This is a genomic window from Phenylobacterium sp., from assembly GCF_031984885.1.
Lineage (GTDB): Bacteria > Pseudomonadota > Alphaproteobacteria > Caulobacterales > Caulobacteraceae > Phenylobacterium.
The window spans coordinates 179,672-195,751 of sequence record NZ_DAMABV010000004.1 but is presented as its reverse complement, the minus strand read 5'-3'; the positions used below and the strand labels follow the sequence as shown (position 1 = coordinate 195,751).

At 67.5% G+C, this 16,080-nt stretch carries 16 protein-coding genes; 9 read left to right on the top strand and 7 right to left on the bottom strand.

The window, feature by feature from the left end; translation table 11 throughout:
• Nucleotides 1–23 precede the first annotated feature (23 nt).
• Nucleotides 24–377: a DUF1428 family protein gene (locus RTL41_RS08445; protein WP_312163257.1), complete on the top strand. Its 354-nt coding sequence runs from the start codon at nt 24–26 to the stop codon at nt 375–377.
• Between the two features lie 143 nt (nt 378–520).
• Complete coding sequence (locus RTL41_RS08440; RefSeq protein ID WP_312163256.1) at nt 521–697, top strand: hypothetical protein; 177 nt, start codon at nt 521–523, stop codon at nt 695–697.
• A 195-nt stretch (nt 698–892) separates the two neighbouring features.
• Here RTL41_RS08440 and RTL41_RS08435 read toward each other — a convergent pair whose 3' ends face one another.
• A complete protein-coding gene (locus RTL41_RS08435) occupies nt 893–3,109 on the bottom strand; it encodes a TonB-dependent receptor (RefSeq protein ID WP_312163254.1) in 2,217 nt (738 codons plus the stop codon).
• Nucleotides 3,110–3,308: 199 nt separating this feature from the next.
• On the opposite strand from RTL41_RS08435, the gene RTL41_RS08430 reads away from it, so the two are divergent.
• Together RTL41_RS08430 and RTL41_RS08425 are read left to right on the top strand one after the other, a co-directional pair.
• The gene (locus tag RTL41_RS08430; RefSeq protein ID WP_312163253.1) at nt 3,309–4,661 is read left to right on the top strand and encodes an MFS transporter; all 1,353 of its coding nucleotides are present in this window, start codon (nt 3,309–3,311) and stop codon (nt 4,659–4,661) included.
• 103 nt (nt 4,662–4,764) lie between these two features.
• Entirely contained in the window at nt 4,765–5,019 is a 255-nt protein-coding gene (locus RTL41_RS08425) for a hypothetical protein (protein WP_312163251.1), read from the top strand.
• 46 nt (nt 5,020–5,065) lie between these two features.
• On the opposite strand, the gene RTL41_RS08420 is transcribed toward RTL41_RS08425, so the two are convergent.
• Both RTL41_RS08420 and RTL41_RS08415 read right to left on the bottom strand, forming a co-directional pair.
• Entirely contained in the window at nt 5,066–5,662 is a 597-nt protein-coding gene (locus RTL41_RS08420; RefSeq protein ID WP_312163249.1) for a YdeI/OmpD-associated family protein, read from the bottom strand.
• 847 nt (nt 5,663–6,509) lie between these two features.
• Nucleotides 6,510–7,142: an HAD-IA family hydrolase gene (locus RTL41_RS08415; RefSeq protein WP_312163247.1), complete on the bottom strand. Its 633-nt coding sequence runs from the start codon at nt 7,140–7,142 to the stop codon at nt 6,510–6,512.
• A 206-nt stretch (nt 7,143–7,348) separates the two neighbouring features.
• On the opposite strand from RTL41_RS08415, the gene RTL41_RS08410 reads away from it, so the two are divergent.
• Nucleotides 7,349–8,641, top strand: coding sequence for an MFS transporter (locus RTL41_RS08410; RefSeq protein WP_312163245.1), 1,293 nt, complete (start codon nt 7,349–7,351; stop codon nt 8,639–8,641).
• Between the two features lie 224 nt (nt 8,642–8,865).
• On the opposite strand, the gene RTL41_RS08405 is transcribed toward RTL41_RS08410, so the two are convergent.
• A complete protein-coding gene (locus RTL41_RS08405) occupies nt 8,866–10,338 on the bottom strand; it encodes a carotenoid oxygenase family protein (RefSeq protein WP_312163243.1) in 1,473 nt (490 codons plus the stop codon).
• 228 nt (nt 10,339–10,566) lie between these two features.
• Between RTL41_RS08405 and RTL41_RS08400 the strand changes: the two genes are divergently transcribed.
• Nucleotides 10,567–12,192, top strand: a complete 1,626-nt coding sequence (locus RTL41_RS08400; RefSeq protein WP_312163241.1) for an AMP-binding protein — start codon at nt 10,567–10,569, stop codon at nt 12,190–12,192.
• 52 nt (nt 12,193–12,244) lie between these two features.
• Here the strand turns inward: RTL41_RS08400 and RTL41_RS08395 are convergent, their stop codons facing one another.
• Nucleotides 12,245–12,640, bottom strand: a complete 396-nt coding sequence (locus tag RTL41_RS08395; protein ID WP_312163239.1) for a nuclear transport factor 2 family protein — start codon at nt 12,638–12,640, stop codon at nt 12,245–12,247.
• Between the two features lie 76 nt (nt 12,641–12,716).
• Nucleotides 12,717–13,301, bottom strand: a complete 585-nt coding sequence (locus RTL41_RS08390; RefSeq protein ID WP_312163236.1) for a TetR/AcrR family transcriptional regulator — start codon at nt 13,299–13,301, stop codon at nt 12,717–12,719.
• 133 nt (nt 13,302–13,434) lie between these two features.
• On the opposite strand from RTL41_RS08390, the gene RTL41_RS08385 reads away from it, so the two are divergent.
• From RTL41_RS08385 to RTL41_RS08375, 3 genes are read left to right on the top strand one after another with little or no spacing between them, the layout of a single operon-like run.
• Nucleotides 13,435–13,725 carry a DUF1330 domain-containing protein gene (locus RTL41_RS08385; protein ID WP_312163234.1) on the top strand — a complete coding sequence of 97 codons (291 nt, stop codon included), beginning with the start codon at nt 13,435–13,437 and terminating at the stop codon, nt 13,723–13,725.
• Nucleotides 13,726–13,750: 25 nt separating this feature from the next.
• Nucleotides 13,751–14,446 carry an alpha/beta hydrolase gene (locus RTL41_RS08380; RefSeq protein WP_312163233.1) on the top strand — a complete coding sequence of 232 codons (696 nt, stop codon included), beginning with the start codon at nt 13,751–13,753 and terminating at the stop codon, nt 14,444–14,446.
• Nucleotides 14,447–14,497: 51 nt separating this feature from the next.
• Complete coding sequence (locus RTL41_RS08375; RefSeq protein WP_312163231.1) at nt 14,498–15,079, top strand: TetR/AcrR family transcriptional regulator; 582 nt, start codon at nt 14,498–14,500, stop codon at nt 15,077–15,079.
• Here RTL41_RS08375 and RTL41_RS08370 read toward each other — a convergent pair.
• On the bottom strand, nt 15,076–15,993 hold the full coding sequence (locus RTL41_RS08370) for a nitronate monooxygenase (RefSeq protein ID WP_312163229.1): 918 nt from the start codon (nt 15,991–15,993) through the stop codon (nt 15,076–15,078). The two genes, RTL41_RS08375 and RTL41_RS08370, sit on opposite strands and share 4 nt — an antisense overlap.
• Nucleotides 15,994–16,080: the final 87 nt, after the last annotated feature.

Below are 16,080 nucleotides of genomic sequence, written 5' to 3'. Positions count from 1 at the left end.
CACAGCCCAAAGGAGGAAGTCCCATGTCCTATGTCGACGGTTTCATACTCGCCGTGCCGAAGGCCAATATCGAGGCCTACAAGGAGATCGCCCGCAAGGCCGGCGCGATCTGGAAGGAATACGGCGCGCTGGCCTATGTCGAATGCGTCGGCGACGACACGCCCTATGGCGAGGTGACGTCCTTCCCGCGCGCGGTGCAGGCCAAGGACGACGAGATCGTGGTGTTCTCGTGGATCGTCTACAACTCGCGCGCCCAGCGCGACGAGATCAACGCCAAGGTGATGGCCGACCCGCGGATGCCGGACGACCCCGACAAGATGCCGTTCGACGGCAAGCGGATGATCTTCGGCGGCTTCGAGAGTTTCGTCGAACTCTGACCGCCTCAAGGTGGCGCCGCGGGCCCGTCGCTACCCTGGGCCTGCGCGCGTTACACTTCTTTACGTTATTTTTCAAATACTTGTTGGCGCATCCACACACAAGCACGTCATACCTGCGGTCACGAACACAGGACGTGACGCAGATGTTGAAGCTCTTGCCGGCAATGTCGGTGATGGCCGTGGGAACCGCAGCCGCCGCCAGCGGCCGGCTCGGCGACATCTTCGCCATCTGGATCGTGATGATCGTCGGCTTCGCCAGCGCGGGCGCCCTGCTCCGCCACGAACGCCGCACGCGTCGCACGCAGGCCGCGAAGGTCTGATCGCCGCGTCGGGCGACCCGCAGAGGTTCTAGGGGCGGCGCCTTCCGGGGCGCGCCTTGGGGCAGCGGGGAGCCGCGGGAACCCTACCTCGAAGGGTTCACCCAGCCCCCCCGCGGCTCCCCGTACTGCCCGCGACGAGAAAAGCCGGCGTCCGCGGTGCGGGCGCCGGCTTTCCTCCAGGGTCAGGGGCTGGGCCTAGAACTCGTACTTCAGGTCCACGCCGTAGGTCTTCGGCGGGGCGTAGTAGTTCATCAGGTCGCCGAAGAAGGTCTGGGCGGCGACGGCGTAGAGCTCGTCGGTGAGGTTCTTGCCCCAGACCGTGACCGACCAGGGGGCGTTCGGCGGCTGGACGCGGAGCGAGGCGTCCCAGAGGCCGAACGGCTTCTGGTAGAAGGTGTTGGCCGGGGTCCAGTAGCTCTTGCCCTGCTTGGTGTAGTTGGTCTGCAGGCTGAAGGCGCGGTCCCACTGGCCGACGCCGAACACGTAGTTCGCGCCGAGGTCGAACTTGTATTCCGGCGAGCGCTGGATGCGGTTGCCCGAGAACACCACGCCGGCGCCGTCCACAAAGTCCTTGTACTTGGCGTCGAGCCACGAGCCCGAGGCGGTCAGGGTCAGGTCCTCGTTCACCGCCCAGGTGCCTTCGGCCTCCAGCCCCTTGATCTTCGCCGAGCCGGCGTTGCTGGTGATCAGGCAGAGGCACTCCAGGACCAGTTGCTGGGACTGCAGGTCCTTGTAGTCCATCTGGAAGGCGGCGAGGTTCAGGCGCACCCGGCGGTCGAACAGGTCCGACTTCACGCCGAGCTCGTAGTTGGTCGCCTTCTCGGGGTCATAGCCGATGCTGGCGGCCGCGGCGGTGGACGGCAGGTGATCCCAGCCGCCGCCCTTGAAGCCCTTGGCGGCGCTCGCATAGATCATGATGCTCTCGGTCGGGCGGTACTCGATGATCCCCTGCGGGGTCAGGGCGTTCCAGTCCTTGCCGTAGTCGACCGTGAAGGACTGGCCCTTGGCCAGCACCAGGGCCGCGACGCAGAGGCCGTCGCCGCCGTCCTCGAGGCACTCGGCCAGGCGCACGCCGCTCTTGTCGTCCATCGTGTAGCGCAGGCCGACGGTGGCCTTGAGCTGATCGGTGAACTTGTAGCCGACCTGGCCGAAGACCGCCGTGGTCTTGAGGTCGGCCTCGTTGGTGTAGAGGAAGGTGCCGCTGAGCGCGGCGATCGTGGTCGAGGTGGTGGCGACGTTGGAGTCGTAGCGGGTGACGTCGTCGCTCTGGTGGAAGGCGCCGACGATCCAGTCGAACCGGCTGTCGGGGTTGTCGGACACCAGCCGCAGTTCCTGGCTGATCGTCTCGGGGCGCTCGCTGGTCGAATAGAAGGTGTCGGCCAGGCCGGGCGGCGAACCGACGCCCAACTGGTTGTAGCCCATCACGCCCTTCGAGCTGCGCCAGCCGGTGATCGAGGTCAGCTTGGCGCCTTCGAACACGCCCCAGTCGATCCGCAGGCTGGCGCCGCGGGTGATGCGGCGGCTGTATTCATGCTGCGGGCTGGTGGCGTCGCGCGGGCCAAGGCCCTGGGCCTCGCGCCAGGCCGCCACGACGCCGACGCCGGCGGCGAAGGGATCGTCGCTCATGACCCGGGCGGTCCCGTCGGTCTCGTCCGAGCCGTAGTCGAAGGTCAGCAGCGCCTGGAGATCGGCGTTGGGGGCGCGGTACAGCAGCTCGCCGCGGCCCTGGTAGGACTTCAGGTTGTCCATGTCGCCGCCGAGCACGACGTTCTCGCTGTAGCCCGAGCGGTTGCGCACCTGGAAGGCGACGCGGCCAGCCAGGTCCTCGGTCAGCGGCCCGGTCACATAGCCGGTGGCCATCACCGAGTCGTAGTTGCCGAACGAGATGGTGGTGGCGCCGGACGGGTCGAACTTGGGCTTGGCGGTGATGACGCTGATCGCGCCGCCGACCACGTTCTTGCCCAGCAGCACGCCCTGCGGGCCGCGGATCACCTCGACCCGCTCCAGGTCGTAGAAGTCGGTGAAGGCCGACCCCATCCGCGAGAGGTAAACCTCGTCGACGAACATGCCGACCGACGGCTCGGCGGTGGCGTCGAGGATCCGCACGCTGGTCACGCCGCGGATGCTGAGCTCCTTGCCCAGGGCCGAGCTCTCGGTCATCGAGAACGACGGCACGCTGGTCGACAGCGAGCTGAGATCGACGATGCGGCTCCGCTCCAGCGCCTGTTCGGTGATCGCGCTGATGGCGGTGGGGACGTCCTGCAGACGCCGCTCGCGGCGGTCGGCGGTGACGATCACCTCTTCGACGGACACCTGCCGTTCCGCAGGCGCGGTTTGCGCGATCGCCGTGGTCGCGGTCGAGAGCGCGCCGACGGCGCAGGTGGCCAACAGAAAGATCGCTTGCCTGGTCATAGGAATTTCCCCCGCTTTTCCGGCGTCTGGAGCCGCTGTTCCGTCGGGCTCTACGGCCCGTGATCAGAGACTTGCATTAAAAGACGTTTATGCACAAGTCCCTTTTTGAAAGTCGCTAGGGATTGGCTTGCATTTTAATACCATTCGAGTGACGTTTCCCCCGACGCCGCGCAGACGGCCACGCATCGGGGGCGCAGGAATGCTTCAAAAGACAACGGATTTCGTCGCCCCAGCCGACATCGGCGCCCCCGACTGGCCGGCGCCGGCCCGTGCCTGGGCCACGGTGCTGGTGCTGATGGCGGCCTATGCGGTCGGTTTCGTCGACCGCCAGATCCTCACCCTGCTGGTCGAGCCCCTGCGCCGCGACCTTGGAATCAGCGACACGCAGTTCAGCCTGCTCAGCGGCCTGGCCTTCACCCTGTTCTATACCCTGATGGGCGTGCCGCTGGCCTGGCTGGCCGACCGCGGGTCGCGCCGCAACCTGATCATGATCAGCATCGGGGTGTGGAGCGCGATGACCGCGGCCTGCGGCCTGGCCAGCTCGTTCATCTCGCTGTTCGCCGCCCGCGTGGGGGTGGGGATCGGCGAGGCCGGCCTCTCGCCCGCCGCCTATTCGCTGATCGCCGACTCCTTCCCGCCGGCCAAGCGCGCGCGGGCGATGGGGGTCTATGCGATCGGGGCCATCACCGGGGTCGGCATGGCGCTGATCATCGGCGGCGCGGTGATCGAATGGGCCAGCACGGCCCCGCCCGTGACCCTGCCGGTGATCGGAACCCTGAAGAGCTGGCAGATGGCCTTCATCATCGTCAGCCTGCCCGGCCCGGTGCTGATCTTGGCGATGATGTTCCTGCGCGAGCCGGCCCGCCAGGGCGCGGGCGCCGCGCCGTCGGCTCCCCTCGCCCCTTATCTGCGCCGCCGCTGGGTGGTGTTCGCCCTGCTCTCGGCCGGCTACTCGCTGGTCGGGGTGGCGATCGCCGCCTACCTGACCTGGGCGCCGGCCTTCCTGATGCGCGCGCACGGCTGGCCGGTGGGCAAGGTCGGCGCGGTCTACGGGAGCATCCTGCTGGTCAGCAGCACGGCCGGGGTCCTGATCGGCGGTTGGTGGACCGACCGCTTCGCCGCCGCCGGCCGCAAGGACGCGGTGCTGCGGGTGGCGATCATCGGCGCGGTGTCGGCCTTCCCCTTCGCCCTGGCCGCGCCGCTGATGAAGACCGGCGAGATGGCCGCGGTCATGCTGGCGCTGATGTGCCTGGGCTTTGGCCTGACCCAGGGCCTGCCGGCGGTGTCGTTCCAGGCGGTGACGCCCAACCGCGTGCGCGCCCGGGTGATCGCGCTCTACCTGCTGATCGGCAACATCGTCGCCTTCACGGTCGGGCCGACGGCCGTGGCGCTGATCAGCGACCACTGGCTGAAGGACCCCAGGAAGATCGGCGTGGCCGTGGCCGTGGTCACCGCCGTGGTCCTGCCGCTGGGCGTCGCGGCCCTGCTGGCGGCCATCAGGCCCTATGTCCGCGCCGCCGACGAAGAGATCGCGCAAACGTCCGATCACTGAGGTTTGTGATCTGCGGGTTTGCACCGGCGTCAAAACCGGTGCAGCCTGCTTACCGGACCCGCAAGAAGGTCCGTGACTAGACAAATACATGGGAGGAAGGCGCGTGAAGATCGTCGCCTTGACCGCCGTCCTGAGCCTGCTGGCTTTGGGGACGGCGTCCGCGCAGAGCAGCGGACAGGTGCGCAACGACGCCAAGCCGGTCGGCCTGCTGACGGCCGTCGCCTACAAGATCACGCCCAACCGCGCGGCCACCGACAACACCGTCAGGTTCACGTCCAGGCCGGCGTCCAGCACCCCCGCCAAACCCGTCTATATCTACAAGGCCCCGATGGCTGTGAAGCCGCTGAAGACCTGGTAGGCGCAGTCGTCGTCCTCCGGGACGGCCGAATGCGCGCTCGCGCCGGCTAGGCGCGGCGTTTTCGGATCGGATGGAAGGCCTCGCCCGAGGCCAGCCGCGCCACCATCTCGGCGATCTTCGCGGCGCGCTTTTCCGGCCCCTTGGCCTGGTGAACGCGATAGAGCACCGCATAGCGGTTGGCGGCGTCGAGACTGTCGAAGAACCGGCGCGCATCAGGCTGCGCATCGAGGGCGGCCAAAAGGTCCGGATCCGGCGTTGCGCGGCCCTGCGGCGCATACGCCGCGTCCCAACGGCCATCGGCCTTCGCGCGCATCACCTGCGCCAGGCCTTCGGGCTTCATCCGGTCAGCCGCGATCAGGCGCTCGACGCGCTCCCGGTTCACCTGAGACCAGGCGCTGCGGGCCTTACGGGGCGTGAACCTGACCTTGTAGTAGTGCTCGTCCACGCGCCCGAGCTGCCCGTCGACCCAGCCGTAGGCCAGCGCGCTGTCGATCGCGTCCGACTTGCTCAGCGTCGCCTCGGGCGCGCCGGGCTTGGCAAGCTTGATCCAGGCGCCCGCCGCCGCTTGCGGCTGATCTGCAAGCCAGGCCTCGAACGCCTCGGCGTGCGGAAAGGCGAGGAGCGGAAGGTCAGGCGAAGGCACGCGAACTCCAACTTGCGACGCGGGCCGACCATAGGGCCATAGCGCCGGAGCTTGAGGCAAGGCTGCCCGCAACGACCGCTGCTATCCGGCCAGAAGCGGATCGCCCCGACCCGTTGTAGACGGCCGGCTCGATTGCCTCGGGCGGGGGCTGCAAAAAGGGAAACACCAAGACCACGAAGGACACGAAGACCACCAAGAGGCCCGCGCCGGAGGCGCGCTCCCAGGATCTTTCGGGGCTGCCAGATCGCCAGTCCCTTTGTGTCCTTTGTGTCCTTCGTGGTCTTGGTGTCGAACCTTCCGCCCTTGCATCATGGGGGCGCTGACCTGTTGGCCTAGCTGGATTGCCAGCTTGGCGCTCGCCACTGTGGTCGGGGCGGTTGGTTTTCCGAGTTGGAGCCTGCGGAGAGCGCCTGTGGCGTCAACGAAGCCCGCTCCGAGGTTAGGTCCGTCGCACGCGTTGCTGACAATTCTGGCGTCCGGTCCTCGACCACTCGACCGATGTCCGCTTTCCGCCACAAGGCGCAGGACCGAAATCGACCCGTGGCGGGCGTCGTGGACCTCGCGGCTTCAAAGGTGCATGCGGAGATCGGCAAGCAGCTCCGGCTCGCTCAAGTAGAGTGCGGTCAGCGTCCCATCATCGTGACGCAGCACCTCCTCAAGCAGCTTTGCGACCCGACTACGGTCTCGTGACTCAATCGTCTGAACAAATTCCACGAGCCGCCCACGCTCCTTGAGCAGCCGAGTAATATCTTCGGGTCCATATGCCTTGCCCTGCATGGTGGCACGATGCGCGCAGTCGGTTCCGCTTTCCCACCCGTCCTTCGGAAGGTCCGCTATCGGACGCCAATCATATCGGGCGCAAATCGTAGGCGCTCAAGCATATAGCCAAGCGATCTGCGCATTCCGGCCGTCCCTCCAACTCAAAGAGCATCGCGTTCAAGCCGACAGCCCGCGCAGCATCCACGTTGTCAGGACGATCATCAATGAAGAGCGTCCTTCGAGCATCGAGGCTGGCGCTGCTCAGGATGTGCTCGAAGTAACGAGGATCAGGCTTTGCGTGCCCGATATCGCAGGAGTAAAATTCCGCGTCGAACATGGTCCTGTAACCGAGAGCATCAGACATCCGACGCGCGCGATGAGCTTCCTGGTTGGACGCAAGGGCGCAGTAGACGCCGGTCGCACGTAGCGTCTCGATCAAGCATAGGACACCGGCGTCAGCGTCGATGAGGTGCCAAGCCTCGAGAAACTCTAGCGGATCGCACCCTGCGCCCCACCGCTGGAGAACCGGTTTCAAGGCCTCCGTATACTCACCTTTCCCGGAGAGGCATGGCGTCTCGGCCGCGAATATCTCCGCGACGCAGCCGGCCAAATCCGTCGGGGCGGCTCCGAAGGCCTTTTCGAGTCTTTGAGCGAAATGGGGCGCGCGCTGAATAACTCCGTCGGCATCGAACAGAAGTGCCGAAATAACGGGTTTGCTCATGTCATCCCCTGCCTCACGCTGCAGGATCGCCGGTCTTCGGCGAACGCGTCAATGTCCGCATTGCCCGCTGAAGTTTCGGCGGCCGGCCAGTTCCATCGCAAACGAGCGACCGATTTTCAGAACTGTAGCCCGCCTACATGGCGGGCGGTTTGAGCCCAAGGCAAAGCTCCTTGCATTCCACAGCCTAGGGTGGCGTCATTCGAGCCATGAGCCAACCTGCACCTATGACCCGCGGCGGCGCGCCTCCAAGAGGTTCGCAGCCTCCGCTGCTGACCCGATCCATCAGCATTGTCCTAGCTACGGTATTTCTCGCCTGCCTCTCGATGGGTATCGTCTATCCGGTGCTCCCGAAGCTAGCCCTGACACTGGAGGGCGGCGACACAGCGCGCGCAGCTCGGTCACTCACTGTCTTCGCAGTGATTTACGCAATGGGTCAGTTCGCCGTTGGGCCGCTTCTCGGATCATTGTCCGACAGATTTGGCCGGCGCCCAGTGCTGCTGCTGTCTAACCTCGGCTTGGCGCTCGACTATCTATTGATGACTCTAGCACCAACCATGGTGTGGTTGATCGTCGGGCGCGCCATCTCCGGGGTGGTGGGGCGGGCGTCGTTTCTAGCCTATGCCTATATCGCCGACTGCCTCCCTGCGGATAAGCGCATCCAGGGCTTTGGCTGGATTGGCGCAGCGGCAAGTGTTGGGGCCGTGGTCGGCCCGCTGCTTGGCGGCGCGCTCGGCGAAGTCCACGAACGCCTGCCCTTTGCGGCGGCGGCGATGCTGAGCTTTATCAATTGGGCTTCGGCAATCGTCCTTCTTCGCGAGTCCCTGCCGGCGAAATCGGCCAAGCTCACACTGAGTTGGAAGCATATGAACCCCCTCGCGGCGATTTGGTCCTTCATGAAAGACTACAAAGAACTACGTGGATTAATGGTTGCAGGTTTTCTGCTGGAGCTATGCCTTGCTGGGGTCACGGTGTATTTGGTCCTGTATACTTCAAACAGATATGGCTTCTCGGCCGCGCAAAATGGACTCCTGTTCGCCGTCCTCGGCTTTGGCGATGCGATCGCACAGATTCGAGGGACTCAACTGGCCGCCCAGTGGTTGGGATTGAAGTTTACTGCGATTATCGGCGTCGGCCTCAGGGCGGCCGCCTTGCTCATCTTCGCCTTCGCCGACAACGCGACCATTCTGTGGTGCGGCGTCCCCTTGAACCTTCTGGGCGCCGTGGGCGGGCCCGCTTTGATCGCCACCCTCAGCGGGCAGGTGACGTCCGAAGAACAAGGCCGGTTTACGGGGGTGAGGAGCGCCATTGCAGCTCTCGCCGCGATGATGGGACCGCCGCTCATGTTTGGGTTTTTCACTACGGTGTCTCACCAGAGTGGCGGGGCGTCGCTGGGCGCTCCGCTGATCGCCACGGCAGGCTTATCGTTGATCGCAATCGTGTTGATGTCGCTGACACCTGAGTTCCAGCTTAAGCCTGCCAGAGGGGATATGCCTGCGTAATATGCAATCATAGCTCACTGGGCCGGCGGGCGTCCTCTCGCCAAGGGAGGCAATCCAATGCCTCCTAACCCCCCCTCGCAGACATTCCCGGTCGCGCGGACAGCGGTTCGGCCGTTTCGGCGACGGCGACTGACGAGGCCAATGGTTGTGGTTCGTGACAGATGCCGCGAACGGATCCCGGACATGCGCGTGGCGCATTCCGGGATGGCGCTCGAGGCGGGGGTTTAGCGGTCCTGCGCGGCGCGGATCGCTTCGCCCTGGCCCCAGGTCGCGTGGGTGCCGCTGGAGATGCGGCCCGGCAGCACGATCCGGCACACCGGGCCGTCGGCCAGCTTCCTGGCGTCATAGACCACGCATTCCGAGCGATCGGCGATCATGTCGGTGACGAAGGTCACCAGGTAGCCGTCGTCCTCGTCCACGCCGCCGACGCGGGGGGCGAAGCCCGGCTCGCTGCCGTAGCGCTCCTCGCCGAAGTCGATCGCCCAGCTCTCGCTGGTGTCCAGGTCGTGCTTGACCAGGCCGGTGAACAGGAACCAGCCCGGCTTGGAGACCGCGCTGTAGCCGTAGCGGTACTTGCGGCCCGCGTACTGGTTGTTGATCACCCCGAACTCCAGGATGCGGTCGTCCAGACGCTGCTCGCGGGTCTCGCCGGTCTTCATGTCGAAGCGCCAGCGGTGCAGCTTCGGCCGCAGCTCGTTCTGGTCGAGGTAGGCCATGATCCGCTCATAGCCGGCCGGGGCGCTGTTGGACGACTTCGGCTCCGGGTTCTCCTCGAAATAGCCGTCGAGCACGACCTCGTCGCCGTCCTCATAGGCGTTGAGGAAGTGCAGCACGTAGGTCGGGTCGGCGTCGAACCACTTGATGTCCTGCGGCTGGCCGTAGCGCGGCAGGATGCCGAAGCGCGAGCGCATCTCGCGGTGGAACCGGACCACGTGCAGGTTCTTCTCCAGCAGCTCCGGCTCCCAGAACACCGGCAGGTCGTTGAGGATCGAATAGTTGGTGGTGAAGGCCATGTCGTGCGGCAGGCGCGGACCCGGCAGCGGCACGGGGACGTAGTGCTTGAGCCTGTTGTCCGGCCCGACGACCCCGTAGTGCATGTAGGGCGCGTGCTTGGAGTAGTTGAAGAACAGGAGCTCGCCGGTGTGCTCGTCGACCTTCGGGTGGGCCGAGATGCCGTCGATCGGCGTCCAGCTCTCAATGCCCTCCTGCTCCAGCGTGTAGGGGTCGAGGCGATAGCCCTCGCCGCACTGGTAGAAGGTCGAGAGGATCTTGCCGGCGTGCACGACCACGTCGGTCGAGGACGAATCCTTCAGCCGCTCGTGCGCGCCCCAGCCGGGACGGGTCGACTTGGCGGGGTTCTCGGCCAGGCCAGCCCACAGGGCGCGGCCCGCCTCCTCCTCGGCCTGGAAGCCCTTGGTGCGGACGAAGCGGTTGCGATAGGCTGCCTTGCCGTCCTTGAAGCTCATGACGTGCAGCATGCCGTCGCCGTCGAAGGGGTGATAGCGGCCGATCGGCTCGTGCACCGGGTTTTCCGTGTTGCGCACATAGACGCCGTCGATGTCGGCCGGAACCTGGCCGATCACCTCGAGCTCCGTGCCGTTGAACTCCTCGTGCTGGGGCGCCCAGGCGCCGTTCATGTACGGATGGTCGTTCGGCGCGATGGTGGTCTGGACCCGGTTCACCAGTTCGACGGGCATGTCGTTCTCCCTTGGCTGGACGGCTCACGGCCGTCCGTCGTTGGCGCATGATAGGCGCAGTTAGTTCCAATTTGCCAGTTAGAATTCGCCAGTCCGCGATCCGATCCGGCCCGGCGCCGAATATCACTTTCATTTCGAGACTGATTTGATGTATCTCAATCCGTGCGCAGGGCAGCGCCGCCGACCGAAGCGGCCGCCCGGGCGTCACGCGTCTGTTGGAGGAAACGCATGTCCCACCCCGTCTGGTTCGACCCCAAGGCTGCGCCGAGCGCGGCGGACTGCGTGGTTCCGCGGCTGATCGACCGGCATGCGGCGGCGACGCCCGACAAGGTGTTCCTGCGGTTCGAGACCGGCGAGGAATGGACCTGGGCCCAGACCCGCGACATCGCCCTGCGCACGGCCGCCGCCCTGCGGGCGCGCGGGGTGGAGGCCGGCGACATCGTGGCGGCCTGGGCGCCCAACTCAGCCGCCCTCTGCCGGGCCTGGTTCGGCGCCAACTACGCCGGCGCGGCCCTGGCCCCGATCAACACCAGCTTCCGCGGCCGGCTGCTGGAGCACGCGGTCAACAAGACCGGGGCCAAGGTCGCGATCGTCCATCCGGACCTGGCCCCGCGCCTGGCCGGCCTCTCCCTGCCCGCGCTGGAGCGGGTGATCCTGACCGCGCCCGGCCCCAACGCCCTGGACCTGACCCAGGCGATCGAGCCGCCCTCGGCGCTGGACGGCGACGCCGCGCAGGCGGTCCTGGCCGATCCGCAGCCCTGGGACACGCCGGTGATCATCTTCACCTCCGGCACCACGGGGCCATCGAAGGCGGTGGTGACCTCATACGTCCAGGAGTGGACCACCGCCCGCGTCACCTATGGCTACATGCGGGCCGACGACCGGATGCTGGTCAACCTGCCGATGTTCCACGTCGGCGGGATCAGCGGGATCATGGCGGCGCTGGCCAGCGGCGGCTCCATCGCCCTGTTCGAGGCCTTCGACACCCGCCGGTTCTGGGACCTGGTGCGCGAGACCGGCTCGACCACCTGCAGCGGCTTCATCGGCGCCCTGACCAGCTTCCTGCACAAGGAGCCGCCGCGCCCCGACGACCGGGACAATCCCTTGCGGATCTGCACGCTGTCGCCGGTGTCGGAGGAGACCGTGGCCCTGGCCGAGCGGTTCGGCTTCGACTACGTCTCCGGCTTCAACATGACCGAAGTCTCCTCGCCGCTGATCAGCGAGGTCAACGAGCAGACCATGCGCAGTTGCGGACGGCCGCGCGCCGGGGTGCAGTGCCGCCTCGTCGACGCCTTCGACCAGGAGGTTCCGGTCGGCGAGGTCGGCGAGCTGACCCTCCGCACCGACCGCCCCTGGGAGCTGTTCAAGGAATATCTGGGCGACCCGGCCGCCACCGCCCAGGCCTGGCGCAACGGCTGGTTCCACACCGGCGACCTGTTGTGGCGCGACGCCGAGGGCCGCTTCTACTTCGTCGACCGCAAGAAGGACGCGATCCGCCGGCGGGGCGAGAACATGTCCTCGCTGGAGATCGAGATCGAGGTCAGCGCCTATGAGCACGTGCGCGAGGTGGCGGCCTATGGCGTCGACCTGCCCGGCGGCGAGCAGGAGGTGATGGTCTGCGTCGCCCCGCGCGAGGGCTCAAGCGTCGATCCCAAGGCGCTGATCGAGTTCCTGATCCCGCGCATGGCCCATTTCATGGTGCCGCGCTACGTGCGGGTGGAAGCCGAGCTGCCCAAGACCCCGACCAACAAGATCCAGAAGGTCGAGCTGCGCAAGGAAGGCGTCACCGCGCAGACCTGGGACCGCGAGGCCGCGGGGATCCGAGTGAAGCGCGAGAAGCTGTCGACGCATTAGTCAGGCGGGCGGCCTGCCCTGCGCCCCTTGGGCAGGCGCCGCTCCGCGAAGGCTAGGCCGCCTCCAGCCGCGCATACAAGGCCGCCTGCTGGGCGCCGTTGATGTAGACGTCCTTGCGGACGACCTCGCCCGCCTCGTTGAGGTCGACCACATCCAGCAGGTCGACACTGGCGGTTCCGCCGCCCGGCAGCGGCATTGTCATCGCCCACTCGAATACCCAGTGGCGCTCGCCGAAGATCGTGCGGCGCATCTTGAAGCCGAACCCCGGGAGCTTGCGGAACAATTCCGCGAAGTCGGCCTCCAGCGCCGCGCGGCCATGCACGCGGGCCGAGCCGTCGTGCAGGATGAAGCTGGAGTCCTCCGAATGCAGCGCCGCGATGCGGGCCGGATCCTTGGCTTCCCAGGCTGCGTGATAGCGGGCGAACAGGGCCGCGGTGTCGATAGCCATGACGTCTCCTCCGTTGATTTACATACTTTGAGTCTGTTTTTGCAGACCCGCGGTATGCAAGTCAACCACGGACCTGTCACCCCGGTCGAAGGCCGCGCAACAGGCGGGTCAGCGACGCGCCGTAGTCGGACGCCGAAGCGCCCTTGTCGTCGGCATCGCCGAGCGCCAGCGCCGCCTCCATGACCGCGCCGAGAACGAGGCGCGCGGCGGCGTCCACCTCGGCTGGGCGCGCCTGCGGTCCCATCAGTCGCGCCGCGCCGGCGCGCACCATGCCGGCGAAGTGGGCGTCGTCGATCTCACGCCAGCGCCGCCAGCCCAGAACCACCGGGCCATCGATCAGCAAAATCCGCTGTACATGCGGCTGGTTGGCCGCCTCGAGATAGGCGCCGATGCTGGCGGCCATGGCCTCTTCGGGTCCCCCAGGCGCGGGCTTGCGGGCGGCCAGCCGGCTGGCGATCTCGCCCTGCAACTGGTCGACGAGATGGTCGAAGATCGCCTGCTTGGTGGCGAAGTGGTGGTAGAAGGCGCCCTTGGTGGCGCCCGCCGCCGTGGCGATGTCGTCGATACTGACCGCCTCGTAGCCTTCGGCGCAGAAGAGGTCGCGCGCCGCCGCCAGCATCGCCGCGCTGGTCGCCGCCCGTCGTTCCGCCTGTCGCGCCATCGCTCGCCCCTTCGCCGCCAGCGCACGCCGCCGCCGGTCGGGGTGAACCTAGCCGCGCCGCGCCGGCGCCGTCGAGCGGCTGGCTCGGCGCGCTGGTGATGCTAGGCTCCGGCGCCCAACATGGGGAGCGACGATGACCGCCTATCTGGTGCTCGACTTCTCGATCAAGAACCTCCGCGGCTTCATGCCGTACGTGGAGGCCATCCCCGCCTTCATCGCCAAGCACGGCGGGCGCTACATCGTCCGCGGCGTCGAGGCGGAGGTGATGGAGGGCGACTGGGCGCCGGAGCGGATGGTCGTGCTGGAATTCCCCACGAGCGATCATGCCCGCGCGTTCCTGAACGATCCCGACGCGCAGGATCTGTTCGCGCTGCGCAAACGCACCACGCTCAGCAAGCTGGTCCTGGTCGAGGGCGACAGCTGAGGCCGGCCCGCGCTAAAACCGCGGCATGCTTCCCATCGTTTTCATCCCCGGCCTGCTCTGCGACGAGCGGCTGTGGCGCGACCAGCGCGAGTCGCTGGCCGCCCTCGCCCCCGCAAGCATCGCCGACGTGACGCTGGACGACAGCGTCGAAGCCATGGCCGCGCGGCTACTGGCCGCCGCCCCGCCGCGATTCACGCTGATCGCCCTGTCGATGGGCGGCTATGTGGCGTTCGAGGTCCTGCGCCAGGCGCGCGAGCGGGTGGGCGCGGCGGCGTTGCTCGACACCAGCGCCGCGCCCGACGCGCCGGGGCGCTCGGCCGAACGCGAGGCGGCGCTGGCCTCGCTCGGCTCGGGGCGGTTCGCGGGGGTCACCGACCGGCTGCTGCCGCGGCTGGTCGATGAGCAGCACCTGGGCGGGCCGGTCGGCGAGGACCTGAAGGCCATGGCCCTGCGGGTGGGCGGCGAGGCGTTCGTGCGCCAGCAGACCGCCATCATGCACCGGCCCGACAGCCGCCCGCTGCTCGCCTCGATCGACATCCCGGTGCTGGTCGCGGTCGGCGACGGCGACGTGCTGACCCCGCCGGCCGAGTCGGTGGGGATGTTCCGCGCCCTGCCCCGCCCGGCGTTCCACCTGTTCCACCGCTGCGGCCACCTGCCGGCGATCGAGCAGCCGGAAGAGACAAGCGCGGTCCTGCGCCGGTGGCTGGCGACCACCACCTGACGCAACGGCAAGGGCCGTTGATAATTACCGTCCGATTGGTATGTAGGCGCAATGAAGCAGCCCCGCCGACGCCAGCCCGAAGCCACCCGCGCCCAGATCATCGGGGCGGCGATGCGGACCCTGCAGGAGAGCGGGGCGGCGGGCTTCACGCTCGACGCCGTGGTCGCGCGGCTGCCGGTCAGCAAGGGCGCGCTGCTGCACCACTTTCCCAGCAAGGCCGAACTGCTGAAGGCGCTGGTCGACGAGGCCGGCGAGAAGTTCGCCAACGCCGTCGAGGCCCAGGCGGCCAGGGACCCGCATCGGGTCGGGCGCTATGCGCGCGCCTATCTGGCGGCCACCGTCGAGCTGACGATGAGCGAAGAGGACGTCCGCACCAGCAAGGTGGTGCTGATCGCCTGCCTGCTGGAGCCGGCGCTGGCCGATCGCTGGCGCTGGTGGACCGACAGGATCACCCGCGACGAGCCGAACGACGTGGTCGGGGCGGACGACGCCCTGCTCCAGCGGCTGGTGGCCGACGGCCTGTGGCTGTCCGACGTGTTCGGGACCAGGCCCGTGCCGATGGAGCAACGGCGGGTGATCGGCTCGCTGATGGGCGCCTCGCCGCTGCGGCAGGACGCCCCCGAGCCCGCCTAGAGGGCCTTGGCGGCCTGGTATTCGTCCACCAGTTGGTCGACGATGGCGCCGACCTGCTCGATGGCGCGCACCGCGCCGACCCCCTGCCCGGCCGACCAGACGTCCTTCCAGCGCTTGGCGTCGTTGTTCTCGGGGCGGCCCAGGTCGATCTCGGCCTTGGCGCCCATCTGGGCCGGGTCGAAGCCGGCCGCGACCAGGCTGCCCTTCAGCCAGTTGGCCGGCACCCCGGTCAGCGAGGCCGAGAGGATGATCTCGTCGGCGCTCGCCTCGACCAGCATGGTCTTGTAGTCCGGGTGGGCCATGCTCTCTTCCGAGGCGATCAGCCGGGTGCCGAGATAGGCGTAGTCGGCGCCGAGAATCTCGGCCGCGCGCACCGCCTGGCCCGAGCCGATGGCCCCGCCCAGCACGATCACCCCGTCGAAGAACTCGCGCACCGCCGGCACGAAGGCGAAGGCCGAGAGCTGGCCGGTGTGGCCGCCGGCGCCGGCCGAGATCAGCACCAGGCCGTCGACGCCGGCCTGGGCCGCCTTGCGGGCGTAGCCGATGCTGTTCACGTCGGCGAGGACCTTGCCGCCATAGGCCTGGACCTCGGCGACCAGCTCCCTTGGGCTGCCCAGGGCGGTGATGACGATGGGCGGCTTGTGCTTCATCATCAGTGCGAGTTCTTCGGCCATGCGCTCATAGGTCCGGTGGACCATGATGTTGATGGCCCAGGGCGCGTCGCCCACCGCCGCCTTGATCTCGCCCAGCCACTGGTCCAGCACCTCGATGGTGCGCGCGTTGTTGGCCGGGAACGAGCCGACGATCCCCGCCTTGCACGCCGCCAGCACCAGTTCCGGTCCGGAGACCAGGAACATCGGCGCAGCGATGGCCGGCAGCCGCAGCCGCCCCTTGAGCGAAACCAAATCCTGCATCGGGTATCCTTATATCCCCAGGCGCGAGCCCCCGCGCCCATTAACTTGCAAATCGCAACTTATTTGCCGCACGAAGCAGCGTCAACC

What these genes read in the sequence shown, in the direction of transcription:
- RTL41_RS08435 (WP_312163254.1), bottom strand. Translation starts at nt 3,109, where the DNA reads ATGACCAGGCAAGCGATCTTTCTGTTGGCCACCTGCGCCGTCGGCGCG.
- RTL41_RS08440 (WP_312163256.1), top strand. Translation starts at nt 521, where the DNA reads ATGTTGAAGCTCTTGCCGGCAATGTCGGTGATGGCCGTGGGAACCGCA.
- RTL41_RS08410 (WP_312163245.1), top strand. Translation starts at nt 7,349, where the DNA reads ATGAGCCAACCTGCACCTATGACCCGCGGCGGCGCGCCTCCAAGAGGT.
- RTL41_RS08445 (WP_312163257.1), top strand. Translation starts at nt 24, where the DNA reads ATGTCCTATGTCGACGGTTTCATACTCGCCGTGCCGAAGGCCAATATC.
- RTL41_RS08430 (WP_312163253.1), top strand. Translation starts at nt 3,309, where the DNA reads ATGCTTCAAAAGACAACGGATTTCGTCGCCCCAGCCGACATCGGCGCC.
- RTL41_RS08375 (WP_312163231.1), top strand. Translation starts at nt 14,498, where the DNA reads ATGAAGCAGCCCCGCCGACGCCAGCCCGAAGCCACCCGCGCCCAGATC.
- RTL41_RS08400 (WP_312163241.1), top strand. Translation starts at nt 10,567, where the DNA reads ATGTCCCACCCCGTCTGGTTCGACCCCAAGGCTGCGCCGAGCGCGGCG.
- RTL41_RS08405 (WP_312163243.1), bottom strand. Translation starts at nt 10,338, where the DNA reads ATGCCCGTCGAACTGGTGAACCGGGTCCAGACCACCATCGCGCCGAAC.
- RTL41_RS08390 (WP_312163236.1), bottom strand. Translation starts at nt 13,301, where the DNA reads ATGGCGCGACAGGCGGAACGACGGGCGGCGACCAGCGCGGCGATGCTG.
- RTL41_RS08380 (WP_312163233.1), top strand. Translation starts at nt 13,751, where the DNA reads ATGCTTCCCATCGTTTTCATCCCCGGCCTGCTCTGCGACGAGCGGCTG.
- RTL41_RS08395 (WP_312163239.1), bottom strand. Translation starts at nt 12,640, where the DNA reads ATGGCTATCGACACCGCGGCCCTGTTCGCCCGCTATCACGCAGCCTGG.
- RTL41_RS08385 (WP_312163234.1), top strand. Translation starts at nt 13,435, where the DNA reads ATGACCGCCTATCTGGTGCTCGACTTCTCGATCAAGAACCTCCGCGGC.
- RTL41_RS08415 (WP_312163247.1), bottom strand. Translation starts at nt 7,142, where the DNA reads ATGAGCAAACCCGTTATTTCGGCACTTCTGTTCGATGCCGACGGAGTT.
- RTL41_RS08370 (WP_312163229.1), bottom strand. Translation starts at nt 15,993, where the DNA reads ATGCAGGATTTGGTTTCGCTCAAGGGGCGGCTGCGGCTGCCGGCCATC.